Source organism: Methanobrevibacter cuticularis (assembly GCF_001639285.1).
GTDB classification, from domain to species: Archaea; Methanobacteriota; Methanobacteria; order Methanobacteriales; family Methanobacteriaceae; genus Methanobaculum; species Methanobaculum cuticulare.
Map to the genome: position 1 here is coordinate 1 of NZ_LWMW01000075.1, position 14,670 is coordinate 14,670.

A 14,670-nucleotide genomic window follows, 5' to 3' on the forward strand; every position below is an offset into this window, starting at 1 on the left:
TTATAAAATATATTATTTAAATTTAAAATAATATAAACTCTTTAAAAATTGAATTAAATAAAATAATTACTTTGTTATAGGTATTAATGGATATTTTGTCAGCTATTTAATATTTAAATGATTTATATGAAAATTAATTTCATGAAAATTTCTAAAAAAGTGACTTATGGGACACTCCCCTAATATAATTTTTAATTATTTCAATTACAATAAAGATAGAAAATTTTAAATCAAAATATTTCTAAATATCAAATTATATTAGCCATCTCAATGGTAGCATCAATTATTGACACATTAAATGCTCAATTAATACATCATAAAAAAAATAATAAAAGAAGAAACTGAAAAAATAAGTAGAAAAACAGGAAAATTAGCAATCTAATCATAAAACATTTTATAAGCCAATAAATTCTATAATTCTTTGTGATGAGGATGATTCATTATATTTACTAATAAAATTCAGACAAATTTTGGATTAAAACAAGCATTAAGGTATCTATAGTTCTTCATGTAACATCTAAAATCAGACAAATATTAGAAAAAAATTACGTCATTATGGTTAATAAAAAAATAGGAGAAATTAGACATATTCATACAATCCTAACAAAGCTAAAATTCATGTATTTATTAATGTTAATGTTCTATTTATTACTATTTTTCTATTTTTTTCGTAGTAAAATAGATTTATGCTATATGATAACTTATATCTGCAGAAAACCTATTATAAAAAAATTTAAATACTTAAGAATCATACTTATATCATAGTGAAAAGAATTAAATAATGGCTTATTATAATAGAGAAGAGATAATAATGAAATATGTAGTTTTAATTGGGGATGGAATGTCAGATTATCCTTTGGATGAGCTTGGTGGTAAAACTCCTCTTCAAATAGCTAATATACCTAATATAGACAGGTTAACACTAACTGGAAGAGCTGGGCTTCTTGAAAATGTTCCTCGGAATTTAGAACCAGCTTCAGATGTAGCAAACATGAGTATATTTGGATATGATCCTCAAAAATATTATTCTGGAAGAGGTCCCTTAGAAGCAGGCAGTATGGGGGTTAAAATGCTTGAAGATGATGTAGCATTTAGATGTAACTTAATCACAGAAGAAAATGGTAAAATAGCTGATTTTACAGCAGGGCATATTTCATCAAAAGAGGCAGCTATTATTATTGAAGATTTAAACAAACATTTTAAAGAGGGAACATTTTATCCAGGTATCAGTTATAGACATTTATTCATGAGTAACGATAAAAATCTTGTTAATTTAAGAACAACTCCTCCTCATGATATAGTTGGTGAAGATATTGAAAATTATACCAATTGGGAAGAAGATAATTGTTTAGGAAGCAATAATGATAACAAAGGTTCAATAGCTATTAAAAATATCATGATGGAATCTCAAAAAATTTTAAAAGATCATCCTATTAATCAAGAGAGAATAGCTAAGGAACAAAATCCAGCTAATATGATTTGGCTTTGGGGTCAAGGATTAAAACCAAAAATGCCTAATTTTAAGGATGTTTATGGTTTAACTGGTTCTGTGATAACTGGGGTTGATTTACTAAAAGGTTTAGGTGTTTTTACAGGCTTAAATAACATTGATGTTCCTGGAGCTACAGGTTATTTTGATACTGATTATAAAGCTAAAGGTAAATATGCTTCCAATGCTCTTGAAAACAATGATATAATATTTATTCATGTTGAAGCTCCTGATGAGGCAGGTCATTCTGGTGATATTAATGAGAAAATTAGAGCTATTGAAAATATTGATAAGTATATTTTAGGACAAGTTTTAGACAATATCAATAGCTATGATGATTATAAAATAGCTATTTTACCGGACCATCCTACTCCTATTGATGTTAGAACCCACACTCGGGATGCAGTTCCTTTAGCTATTTATTCGACCACTGATGATGCAGACAATGCTAAATATTATGATGAGTTTGAAGTACTTAATGGTTCTTTAGGCCTTGATAAAGGTCATAACTTAATAAACAAATTAATTAATTAATTTCTATAACTGTAGTATCTAGTAAGTATCTTATTGTAAACTTTGTTTTTCTTACTTTTTTAACTATATTTTTTCATTCTATTTTCATTTATTTTCTTAGTTTTCATTATTTCTGTAATTTTTTATACATGAAATAGCTATTTTAAATAATTATTCTAATTATCCCAATAAATGGCCTATTTTTATTTTAGGAATTTGTCTTTTTTTTAATCTTAACGTCTTTATTTCAATTCCAATGAATGGTCTGATTTTTATTTACTTATAATGCTGAAACCATATAACTTTTCAAAATTTCAATTCCAATAAATGGTCTGATTTTTATAGGTATGAGATTGGAGAGCATTGGTGTTCTAATAAGATTTCAATCCCAATAAATGGTCTGATTTTTATTTTCCCCGTATTTTGTATCAATATAATGCAAGCTTATTTCAATCCCAATAAATGGTCTGATTTTTATTTTACTTGCTTCGCATTCTTCATCACAAGGAATAATTTCAATCCCAATAAATGGTCTGATTTTTATATAGGAGAAATAATTAATACTACATTACAAAGAAAAAATTTCAATCCCAATAAATGGTCTGATTTTTATCTAGTCAAATAATCATGGGGCGGTGCAATATCGTATTTCAATCCCAATAAATGGTCTGATTTTTATAATGTCTTCATGATAATTCTCCAGTTAAACTTATTTTATTTCAATCCCAATAAATGGTCTGATTTTTATACAAGCTGACCACACCCTATATGGTGCAGGATGCGGATTTCAATCCCAATAAATGGTCTGATTTTTATTGTTAACTGCAGAAGCTGAAACTCTCACTATTGGATTTCAATCCCAATAAATGGTCTGATTTTTATACAACGCTCTAGGAGCGTTAGAGGATGTCTACATGGATTTCAATCCCAATAAATGGTCTGATTTTTATTTGAGTTTAAAGCTAAAAGAACAGGTTCAGATGATATTTCAATCCCAATAAATGGTCTGATTTTTATATTTTATGGACTCTTACAGAGTCCCATTTATCTATAATTTCAATCCCAATAAATGGTCTGATTTTTATTCGGCAAAAAGACATTTAAAACAGAAATAATAGAATTTCAATCCCAATAAATGGTCTGATTTTTATTCTTTATGTGTTTATTGAATTTTAACACTTGAGAAGATTTCAATCCCAATAAATGGTCTGATTTTTATAGTATAACCATCTGAAATCCAATTTTCTGAATCAATATTTCAATCCCAATAAATGGTCTGATTTTTATCCAAATGCTCATTAATTGCTTCCTTGCTTATTTTAATTTCAATCCCAATAAATGGTCTGATTTTTATTATTACTACAACCATATTTTATTTTCCATATATACTTATTTCAATCCCAATAAATGGTCTGATTTTTATAGTGAAACATACCCCATTCACTGTATTCTTATTGAATTTCAATCCCAATAAATGGTCTGATTTTTATGAGGAGTATATCCCCCATTATCAATATTGGAAATGGAATTTCAATCCCAATAAATGGTCTGATTTTTATCTAACAGCAGATTTTTATATAAATCTAATGACAGTATTTCAATCCCAATAAATGGTCTGATTTTTATCTAATAAGGTGTCGTAATCATCTACCATATTTCTAATTTCAATCCCAATAAATGGTCTGATTTTTATTTTATTTCTTAGGCTATCCCTCTTTATTTATTTTGATTTCAATCCCAATAAATGGTCTGATTTTTATCTCATCTAGTTCTGATTCTTCAACTAAGTTAATACAATTTCAATCCCAATAAATGGTCTGATTTTTATTATAAATATTCCCTTTATATCGAACATCATAAATTTTAATTTCAATCCCAATAAATGGTCTGATTTTTATTAGCTTAGCTGAAGTTGATTGTTGTTCTCTTGGAAGATTTCAATCCCAATAAATGGTCTGATTTTTATACAGTTTAATTTTTCTAATGTTTTTAAAACTGGGGATATTTCAATCCCAATAAATGGTCTGATTTTTATCTTACTAACAGTTTCACACCCCTTAAAAATAAATTTAATTTCAATCCCAATAAATGGTCTGATTTTTATAACACAAACCCAATTATTGGATGAATACTTAACGGAATTTCAATCCCAATAAATGGTCTGATTTTTATTAAATAATGAATAAGTTTCTTTTATTTTTTAATTTAAATTTCAATCCCAATAAATGGTCTGATTTTTATGCCAAAAAGATATAGTTCCTATTTTTGAGATGCTTATTTCAATCCCAATAAATGGTCTGATTTTTATCTTTCTATATCTGTGTGCATTAGCCAATCAAATGAAATTTCAATCCCAATAAATGGTCTGATTTTTATGTGAATTCGGTGCAATACTAGGGGGCTCAGGCTCATTTCAATCCCAATAAATGGTCTGATTTTTATTAGACTTTAACTCTTTCTCCATTTTTAAAACTTCTTGATTTCAATCCCAATAAATGGTCTGATTTTTATTTAGCAGCAATATCAATTAGTCCTGTACTTACTTCATTTCAATCCCAATAAATGGTCTGATTTTTATGGAGTGCCTGGACCTATTGGACCTCAAGGACCTAAATTTCAATCCCAATAAATGGTCTGATTTTTATCGGAAACGATTGTTGGCATTAGGATCTGGAATCAAATTTCAATCCCAATAAATGGTCTGATTTTTATACTAGTAAGCACATAGTAAGTACAACAAGAAATAAATTTCAATCCCAATAAATGGTCTGATTTTTATTATTAATGGTGAAAAAGTAGCTATTAGTGATACTCAAATTTCAATCCCAATAAATGGTCTGATTTTTATTTCATTTATCCACACACCTATCCAAAATATACTTATTTCAATCCCAATAAATGGTCTGATTTTTATTAGTATTCTGGAATATAAAATTATTGAGGGGGTACATTTCAATCCCAATAAATGGTCTGATTTTTATTAAATGTTAATAAATCAAAACAAGAGAAAATCATATTTCAATCCCAATAAATGGTCTGATTTTTATTCTTCCTTGAGTTCTAATCTCCCACTTGTTGCTTCTTTATTTCAATCCCAATAAATGGTCTGATTTTTATCTGTCTTAAAAAAGTGAAAAGTTTTTACTATAGTAAATTTCAATCCCAATAAATGGTCTGATTTTTATAGGTTGCCTATAGCTTCAGTCGGCCTTTATTCATTTCAATCCCAATAAATGGTCTGATTTTTATTTCAATTCTTCACCTAATAATTTTTTAATCATTATTATTTCAATCCCAATAAATGGTCTGATTTTTATTGAATTAGTTGAGATAGCTGATTATAAGAAGCGTTTATTTCAATCCCAATAAATGGTCTGATTTTTATTATAAATTCCTTTCTTCAATTGGAAACAAATTATATTTCAATCCCAATAAATGGTCTGATTTTTATCTTTTCGTTTTTCTTTCTTTGTCCTGTGTTTTAAATTTCAATCCCAATAAATGGTCTGATTTTTATTGACCCAAGTAGGACTATCAAATGGGTTTCATTATTTCAATCCCAATAAATGGTCTGATTTTTATGAGGTGGAGATTCTGGAATCAAAAGAAGAACCAATTATATTTCAATCCCAATAAATGGTCTGATTTTTATTACAGTTCTTATGGACTTTCTGGGGGCTTGTAGTCAAATTTCAATCCCAATAAATGGTCTGATTTTTATTAACCCTTCAACTCCCTCAGGAGCTGTTACTACAACATTTCAATCCCAATAAATGGTCTGATTTTTATGGTCACTTATAATGTTCCCATACACATTAGCTCTCTGATTTCAATCCCAATAAATGGTCTGATTTTTATTACAGTATAGATACTTGTTTAAGCAAATATCATGGATTTCAATCCCAATAAATGGTCTGATTTTTATTATAAAATTATATACTCTCACACTATTTTAAAATAATTTCAATCCCAATAAATGGTCTGATTTTTATGCGTCGTTTAATCTACTAGCAACTTTCAATAACAAATTTCAATCCCAATAAATGGTCTGATTTTTATTATATTTTAATCAAATCAATATTTTTATTAAAAACTATTTCAATCCCAATAAATGGTCTGATTTTTATATTTCTATATCTGAATTGAAAGAAAGAATAGAAGGATTTCAATCCCAATAAATGGTCTGATTTTTATTAGTAACACTACTACCCATATTATTGAAGCTAGATTTCAATCCCAATAAATGGTCTGATTTTTATTTAAAAATACTAAAAAAATCAAGAGCAGTTTTGGATTTCAATCCCAATAAATGGTCTGATTTTTATCCTCTTAATGTTTTGCTTTTCCTTCTGTATCAAATTTCAATCCCAATAAATGGTCTGATTTTTATAGTACAATCTAGTTGGTACTATGGAGTTGTTAAACGATTTCAATCCCAATAAATGGTCTGATTTTTATTTTTATAGAATTTTAGCAACTTTTAATTAAAAATGGATTTCAATCCCAATAAATGGTCTGATTTTTATCATAACATAACATATAACTCTTCTATGGCATTCCTCATTTCAATCCCAATAAATGGTCTGATTTTTATGCGGAACTAGAAATAAAAAGGATTCTTCCCTTACATTTCAATCCCAATAAATGGTCTGATTTTTATTTTTTATGGATGATAAAACAAAATCATTGTATTTGCGATTTCAATCCCAATAAATGGTCTGATTTTTATGATTTCCCTCCACCTCCTCCCGCACTTGTTTTAGGAATTTCAATCCCAATAAATGGTCTGATTTTTATGATAAAAAGCAATATGGAAGTAATAGCTAAGTTGAGATTTCAATCCCAATAAATGGTCTGATTTTTATTTTAATTACTTCTTTATTTTTTAAAACATAACGGATTTCAATCCCAATAAATGGTCTGATTTTTATTAGATAATGAGTTAAGAAGTAATCCTGAATTATTTGAATTTCAATCCCAATAAATGGTCTGATTTTTATAATCACTTTTATTGAATGTACAGATGTATTAGCACAATTTCAATCCCAATAAATGGTCTGATTTTTATAGGGCGGAATTTTGCTTTATATTGCTAAATTCCATTAATATATTTCTCTTCACAACACTTAAGTTTTTCGATATATGTTTTCACATTTCATTTATATATATCAACGATAACGATAAATGTCTTATTTTTTATAAAATGACTCTCATTTAACTTCTTATTGAAATAATGTGAAACATAGGAAAGTATGAGTTAAAGTAAGGAAATGGATTGAATGTGTTTGGAAAATAAGTTTAAATAATAATTTAATGAATTTTAGTATTACTAAATATTGACAATATAAACGAATGAGTATAATCAAGTGTAATTTAATTTAAATTAATTTTATATATCTATTTTTCAAAAAAAGTATAGCTATAATATTTCACCTATTGGTGATTTTTCGATTCCTAAAATTTCTTTCTGCATCATATCATCAGTTCTAAATTTGTACATTATAATTGAATCTTCATTTATGTTGATTATATCATTTAAACCTGATTCAATATTTAGGTATTCACTTTTAGTCACTTCTCCTTCAAAAACAGAATTTTGTACCCAAAACAGATTTTGGCGAAGAAAACTTTTAACTTTATTTACTCTTTCTACTTTTATATCATATACTATTATCAAATACATTGAAATACTCCAATAAGTTTTACCACCATATTGTGAAAGGAACATACTTTTTAGTTCCTAAAATATGTTTAACTAATTTATATGATTCTAATCTGATCAATCTTCTATAAGAGACTTTTTTGTTTAAGTCACGATGTTTAATTGTTTTTTCAAGCCTTTTATTATACTCTTGAACAAATTTAGTTCTTCCTTTTTCATTTAAGAGACAGCAATTCAAATCTTGATCAAAATCATCTTTTGTAAGCATGTTTTTGTTAACAAGATAAAAGATTAGTCTATCTACAAATATTGGTTTAAAGATTTCACTTAAATCTAAAGCCAATGAAAACCTTCTCTCAGACGGTTCATGAAGAAAAGAGATTGTTGGATTTAATTGAGTATTATAGATTTCAGTTAATGTTGTTCCATACATCATTGAATTTCCAAAACTTATTAAAGAATTAATCATGTTTTTTGGAGGCTGACGACTTCTACCTTCCATTCTAAATTCTTCGGGAAGAATCTCATCAAACTTCATATAGTATTCTGCTCTAATTCTTCCTTCAACATTCATAATTTCAGTTACAATTTTACATTTTTTTAAATCATTTAAAGTATTGTCAATGTTGTTATCAATTTTATAGTAACTTAAAACTTTCATTATGTTTTTAGCAGCTCCCTCAACAAAGAGTTTAGCTAATTCTATTCTTTTACTCCCTATGAGATAAGTTTCAGCTTGTTTAACTACTAAATCTCCTGAAAGTAGTGTTTCTCTTGGGTAGAAACTACCATTATAAAATCCATAATAATTAAAGAAATGTATTGGAATTCCTGACTTTGCAAATAGGCTAATTACTTGTGATGATATAGTTATTTGACCATAAGCATAAACAGAATAAATTTTATTTATAGGAATCGGTTTTTTACCTTTTTCATTAACAAAATAAATTGTGTTTTCTTTTCTTTTAAGAATCCCATCTGATAATAAATAGTAATTTTTCTTTGGCAAGTTAAAATACTCCTTTAAATTAATTTTAACCCTACATTAAATCAATATTATTTTTTTTAAATGCAAATAATCTAAATAAGACATAATAATCATGTTTAAATTATCTATTCCATTTTCAAATTATTAAAGAATAATATTAAGCTAATAGATTTGAAATTTTAAAAAAATTCTATTTATTTATTGATATTTGTGTAGAGCTTCTTCTAATTTTATCAATTTACATTTAACATCTCTTTGATTAAAAGCCATTCCAAGTAATATAACATTTTTATTTTGATAGGATTTATAATATTCTTTTCTAATGATTTGAGTTAGTGCATCTTCAATCATTACATCATGTGATTTTTCACGTGAAAATTTAAATTCAGCTATTACAACTAAGTTATTGTATTTTAAAACAGCATCAATCCTTCCTTTAATGTTCATGACCTCGGCTTCAATATCAAAGCCAAGTAACTGCAACCATGAAATAACAAGTATTTGATAATGAGCCTCTAACTCTTTCTTTAAGTCACCATAAAGTAAATTTGGTATTTTGTGTAATAAAGTTTCAAAAGATTTTTGGAGGTTTTCAGTATCTAACTTAGTTATATATCTAAACATGTTTTTTGTCATTGGTTCGATCTTTTCTGCGCTATACTTAGTATAAAATCCTATTATATAACTAAATAGGGACTCTTTCACTTCTCTATTTGGAATAGCTAATTTATATACAGATTGTTCACCAGGATATGTTTTTTCAGATTTTATTGTTAAATAACCAGTTTGTAATAGTACAGTTGCAAAATCTAAGTTTTCAAGCTCAAAATTTGGAAAGATTCCAGAAAATTCAGATTCTTTTTTTGTTAGAACTTCAATATCAGTGTAATCCTCTTTTATTAAATCTACCAATAACTTAGGAGTTCCTGTATCAAACCAATAATTAGCGAATTTACCAGTGTCAAGGAATTTAAGTACTGTGAAAGGATTATACACGAAATTTTTTCCATCCCAAGAATAACCATTGTACCATTGCTTAATGGACTCAAGTAGATCTTCTTCTTTCATATTAGTGGCTTTGATGTTTCTTTTAATATGCTCTTTAAAGTCTGTTTCAAATTCATCCTGAGTATATCCACAAATATTAACATATTCTGGATGAATTGTGATATCATCCAAATTATTTAACTCAGAAAAAATAGAAGCTTTAGAAAACTTAGTAACTCCAGTAATGAAAACAAAATTCAGGTGTGCATCATTAGCCTTTAAAACCTGATAAAAACTTCTTAACTTATCACGATTAGTTTTTGCAATTTCAATGTCATCGATATGGGAATTAATAGCTTTATCATACTCATCAATTAGAATAACAACTTTTGATCCTGTTTTTTCATGGATTTTTTCAAGTAATTCAGCGAATTTTGAAGATAGAAAACTTTTCTTTAGATTTATGTTATATTTCTCTGCAATACCATCAACAAATTCTTCAAGAGATATTTCTAATTTTTCAGGAGTATCATGAACTATATTTCCAAAGTCTAAGCTAATTATTGGATATTTTTTATCCCAATCCCATTTATCATAGATATAAAGTCCTTTAAATAATTCTTTATTTCCTTTAAATAGCTCTTCTAATGTAGATAGAAGAAGCGATTTACCAAACCTTCTTGGTCTTGAAAAGAAGTATAATTCCCCATTATTTAACATTTTATAAATATGTTCTGTCTTATCAACATAAATATAATCATCTTCAATTATTTTAGAGAAAGTTGATATTCCTATTGGCAGTTTTTTCATATATATTCTCCATTGTTATTAATGATTAAATATATTTTTCATGATATTAATAGCTATTTATTAGATTAAGAGAATAATTACACCCAACAAAGCTCAAAATAGGCACACTTTCGACAAATTTTAAGTTTCTTAGGCTTTGGTATATCTGAATTGACAATTTTATTTATCTCACAGATAATATCTTTAATTTCTTCTTCTATCTCATTAGTTAACTCAAATTTAACTTTTTTCCTAATTTTAGGATAATCAATATATCCGATGATATTATTAATATCTTTTTCATTCTTTAAGTAATACATATAGTATAATAGCTGATACTCATGAGATTTTTCCATTTTAGGAGTCTTTTTTATTTCGTGAACTTCTATATTTTTTCTTTTTTTGATAAAATCTACATTTATTAGGTTGTCTATTAAGAATTCTTTTTCTCTTTTATATGTACTTTCATGGAGTTGTTTTCCTAATATTACATTATCAGATTCTAATTCCATATTTATTTTATGGGCGGAAAACCATAATTTTGTTTTGCATATAAAATAATAATTTATCTGTTGACCTGAAACAGTAATCTTATCAATAGAATCATTGTATTTCCCAATCATGTTCCTCAACTTCAAAACTAAAATTAAAACCTGTTTTTAAGGAATATATTTTTTCATTTCCTTCTCCAATTTTATCCTCCGGAATTATATGAAAATAGCCAATATTCTTTAATTTTTCTGAAGAAATTATATCCTCAATATCATTATTGGATACTTGAAAAATGAATTTATATAGAATAGAAGAAAATTCTTTTTGTATAATTTTTTTATTTATGAAGTTGTCAGAATTTTTGTATAAAATTTCATATAAATTGATTAGGTTATGACCAATAACAGCATTGTTTTCAATTAATTTTAGATTATACTTTTTTTCACAATCATTTAAATATTTTATCTCATTATAAGAAAAAATAAAGTCATTAGGTCTTTTATTATACAATTTTTCAAAATCATCTAATACAAAAATACTATCTTTCACAGAAATATTAATATTTGTTGAAACAAAAAATGAAAAGGAATCAGAAATTCTTTTATCAATTATATGTATGCCATAATATTTATTTAAAATTTCAGAATATTGTAATATTTTCCAACTAATAATATTATCCAAATCCTTAAAAACAAAATTTTCTTCTTTGTTTTCATGCATATTATTAATATTTTTAGAAATATTATCATAATATTTTAGAATATCAACATATTCATAATTAATGTTGTTATCTAAAATTTTCATTGATTCATTTAATCGATTTTTTCTTTCTTCCTCTTTGTAGATATAATTACACTCGAAATGCCCTTTTCGTTTTATATTTGTAATATATACATTACCTTTTTTGTTTTCATCTTGAAACTGCTTGTTTAATTCCCTACTTCTATTACAGCGACCTCTAACCTGTTCAATTGAATCGAGTACTGAAAAATCTCTTACCACAAAATCAAAACTAACATCCACTCCAGCCTCAATACTTTGTGTACTAACTAATATATATTTGCCCTTGTTTTTCTTATCATTAATCCTATTTATTATTTTCATTCTTTCTGAAGGAATGATTGTTGAATTTAATAACTCCACATTAAAACCATATTTGTTTCCTAATGAATTAATATATTTAAAAACAAATTTCGATGTTTTAATAGTGTTTAAAACTATTAAACCTTTATTAAACCCTATTTTAAAATTATTGTTAATAATTTTACTAAAATAGGATGTAAATTCTGATAAATTATCAGTATCAAGTTCTTTCACTTTTGAATTTATGTTCGTTCTTTTGAAAAGAGGATGGTTAAAATATTTTTCATGGTTTTCTATCAGTTGAACAGAATCATATTTCAAACCAGAGGACATGTCTAGTTTTAAACTACCAAAATCAGGTAATGTTGCACTCATAATAATAAAATAAACATTTAAATTTTCAGAAAGCTCATTTATTAAATAATATAAACTAGACCAATTTTTTAAGGGTAATGATTGTATTTCATCCAAAATGATAACTGAATTTGCTAAATGAGAAAAAGAATATTTATGTTTTTTCTTATTTTTAATCAAGGAGTTGAATAATGAAACAAAAGTTGTACATATAACTGGATAATCAAAAAAATCATCCTTTATTATGGTTTCAGATTTATATTCTTCTGAAGTATCTGGAAAAATACTTTCTGAGCCTGAGTAAATTTTTCTAATTTCACCAGTTTCATCACTTAATCCAAAGTTATCTCTTATAATATCATAGTTTTGTTCTATAATGTTGATGAAAGGCATTGCATATATAATTCTATCAACTTTTGTGTTTTTTAATATTTCTAAAGCTAGTTTCATGGAAGTATTAGTTTTTCCACCACCTGTAGGCATATTTAAAAAGAATATTTTATTTGAAGGAAATTTTTCTAGAGAATTATTCAATACAAAGCTTGATTCAAGTAACATATTTTTTCTTAAAACATTAATATCTTTAATATCTTCGCTAAAATTTAATTCATCCAGACTACCTAATTCTTTTAAATTTGTATTAATATCTATTTTATGGAAAAAATCATACATTTTAGTCTTATGCTTTTTATCAATCCTATTATTCCAACTATCAATATTTATTTTTTCAGTACTCTTGTTATAATAGCTACTTGCAATAACATCTGCTGAAATTAAAGCAGAATATATATATGAATAAAAAAATGATAGTTTATTGTTTAATGAATTTATTTCATCTGAATTTAAATATTCTTCAACAAAACTATCCTGAATATCTTGATAATCAGCATATGGATAAAAATTACTACAGGTAAATTTAGAAAAAAGATCAAAAGTTTTTTCAAGCTCTCTATTTAAGTCATATGAAAAATCTTCTTCTATGGAAACATCTTTAATTTTAGTATGGTGTCCATAAATGATATATGCTAGAAGTATTAGTAATAAATTATCTTCAAGATCATAATTTTTAAACAAATAAGAAGTAAACAATATTGAACTTGTTAATGAATGATCTGCTTCAATATCATTCACATGTTTGTAAAGATCATATTTATTTAAAATATCAGTTTGTTCTTTCTTAATTTTAGAATTATACTTATTTAAACGATTAATTTGAAAATTAAAAGATATTTTTCCAATATCATGAAATTCAATCATTTTCTCAATTATTGATAAAAATTGTTCATAACTAACATTAAGTGCATTATCATTGTAAAAATACTCATAAAACTGTTTAATCAGATTATCATCAACAATTTTATTAAATATTAATTTTGTTTTTTCAAGATGATCAATTAATAACTCATCTTCATGCCCATACAATTTAAGTTCATCATTTTGGACATTGAAAGAAGATTTAAGTTTATTAAATTTTAAATCATTGATATCCATTTATTTTCACCGATATTTAACAATTCCAAAGTAGAATTTTCTTCAAGTTCAATCTTAGAAAAATAACAATCCCCATCCTTAATTGAGGAATAAAAAGAAATTGTAAAATATTCAAAATCTGTAAAATTTTTCCGAATAACAGGAAATTCCTTAATTACATATTCATAAAAGCTTTTTAATCTATAACTATTCTTTTTTCTGTCATGATTGTAAATTTCACCTATTGGTTCTGAGGATAATTTAGTTTTTTTAACATTTTCACGGTTAAGGGAACCATAGATTTTTGGTTTTTCTTTAAAGAAGTCTTTTTGATTATCATTAGTTAATATGTAATTATTAGCAGAAAATGTTTTTTTATATTTATAGTTCAATATAAATTCATTTCTCCCCATATATAAACTGTATATTGTTAAATTATTTTTTATTCTTTCTAAGAAAAGATTCTCATTATCTTTTAAAGAATCTGGAAAAGATATGTACAGTTTATAATATGGTTTAATTAAGACATCTTGTTTAATATTCTTCAGACCTTTTTCATTACCATAGCCATAATTAAAAGTAACTCTTTTTGATTTTAAATCAAATAATGGTTGGATAGATATTTTAATTGTGTAAAGTTCCTCAATTTTATATTTTCTATAGCCTTCACTATTTTCTTCATAATCATCAAATTCATATCCTAATATAGCTCCAATAATCCCAATTATGGATGTTTTAGGAGGAATCATATAAGTCAATAAACCTCCTGTATTGGAAAATGGCTTAGTAAAACAACCAAAGTTACTCCAAATATCCATTTCAATTATGTTAGAATATTCCATA

The 14,670-nt window shown here is 25.8% G+C and carries 7 protein-coding genes and 1 CRISPR repeat array; of the genes, 1 reads left to right on the forward strand and 6 read right to left on the reverse strand.

From position 1 onward, the window contains the following. Positions 1 to 811: 811 nt before the first annotated feature. Positions 812 to 2,023, forward strand: coding sequence for a cofactor-independent phosphoglycerate mutase (locus MBCUT_RS02090; RefSeq protein ID WP_067258250.1), 1,212 nt, complete (start codon positions 812 to 814; stop codon positions 2,021 to 2,023). A gap of 223 nt (positions 2,024 to 2,246) precedes the next feature. Then, positions 2,247 to 7,070: direct repeats of the CRISPR family, unit length 32 nt; unit sequence ATTTCAATCCCAATAAATGGTCTGATTTTTAT. 351 nt (positions 7,071 to 7,421) lie between these two features. Here MBCUT_RS02090 and cas2 read toward each other — a convergent pair. From cas2 to cas5, 6 genes are all read right to left on the reverse strand, one after another. Further along, complete coding sequence (gene cas2 / locus MBCUT_RS02095) at positions 7,422 to 7,685, reverse strand: CRISPR-associated endonuclease Cas2 (protein WP_067258253.1); 264 nt, start codon at positions 7,683 to 7,685, stop codon at positions 7,422 to 7,424. A 19-nt stretch (positions 7,686 to 7,704) separates the two neighbouring features. Next, positions 7,705 to 8,673: a type I-B CRISPR-associated endonuclease Cas1b gene (gene cas1b / locus MBCUT_RS02100; protein WP_067258255.1), complete on the reverse strand. Its 969-nt coding sequence runs from the start codon at positions 8,671 to 8,673 to the stop codon at positions 7,705 to 7,707. A 177-nt stretch (positions 8,674 to 8,850) separates the two neighbouring features. Further along, positions 8,851 to 10,449 (reverse strand): ATP-binding protein, encoded by a 1,599-nt coding sequence (locus MBCUT_RS02105; RefSeq protein WP_067258258.1) that lies wholly within the window; start codon positions 10,447 to 10,449, stop codon positions 8,851 to 8,853. A gap of 77 nt (positions 10,450 to 10,526) precedes the next feature. Further along, positions 10,527 to 11,051 (reverse strand): CRISPR-associated protein Cas4, encoded by a 525-nt coding sequence (cas4, locus tag MBCUT_RS02110; RefSeq protein ID WP_067258261.1) that lies wholly within the window; start codon positions 11,049 to 11,051, stop codon positions 10,527 to 10,529. Then, complete coding sequence (locus MBCUT_RS02115) at positions 11,032 to 13,848, reverse strand: CRISPR-associated helicase/endonuclease Cas3 (protein WP_067258264.1); 2,817 nt, start codon at positions 13,846 to 13,848, stop codon at positions 11,032 to 11,034. Before MBCUT_RS02115 ends, cas4 begins: the two co-directional genes overlap by 20 nt. Beyond that, positions 13,830 to 14,669, reverse strand: a complete 840-nt coding sequence (cas5, locus tag MBCUT_RS02120) for a CRISPR-associated protein Cas5 (RefSeq protein ID WP_067258267.1) — start codon at positions 14,667 to 14,669, stop codon at positions 13,830 to 13,832. Before cas5 ends, MBCUT_RS02115 begins: the two co-directional genes overlap by 19 nt. Between the last annotated feature and the right edge of the window lies 1 nt (position 14,670).

Bases quoted from the DNA above. Each gene is read 5' to 3' on its own strand.
- MBCUT_RS02090 (WP_067258250.1), top strand. From the start codon at position 812: ATGAAATATGTAGTTTTAATTGGGGATGGAATGTCAGATTATCCTTTG.
- cas2 (WP_067258253.1), bottom strand. From the start codon at position 7,685: ATGTATTTGATAATAGTATATGATATAAAAGTAGAAAGAGTAAATAAA.
- MBCUT_RS02105 (WP_067258258.1), bottom strand. From the start codon at position 10,449: ATGAAAAAACTGCCAATAGGAATATCAACTTTCTCTAAAATAATTGAA.
- cas4 (WP_067258261.1), bottom strand. From the start codon at position 11,051: ATGATTGGGAAATACAATGATTCTATTGATAAGATTACTGTTTCAGGT.
- MBCUT_RS02115 (WP_067258264.1), bottom strand. From the start codon at position 13,848: ATGGATATCAATGATTTAAAATTTAATAAACTTAAATCTTCTTTCAAT.
- cas5 (WP_067258267.1), bottom strand. From the start codon at position 14,669: ATGGAATATTCTAACATAATTGAAATGGATATTTGGAGTAACTTTGGT.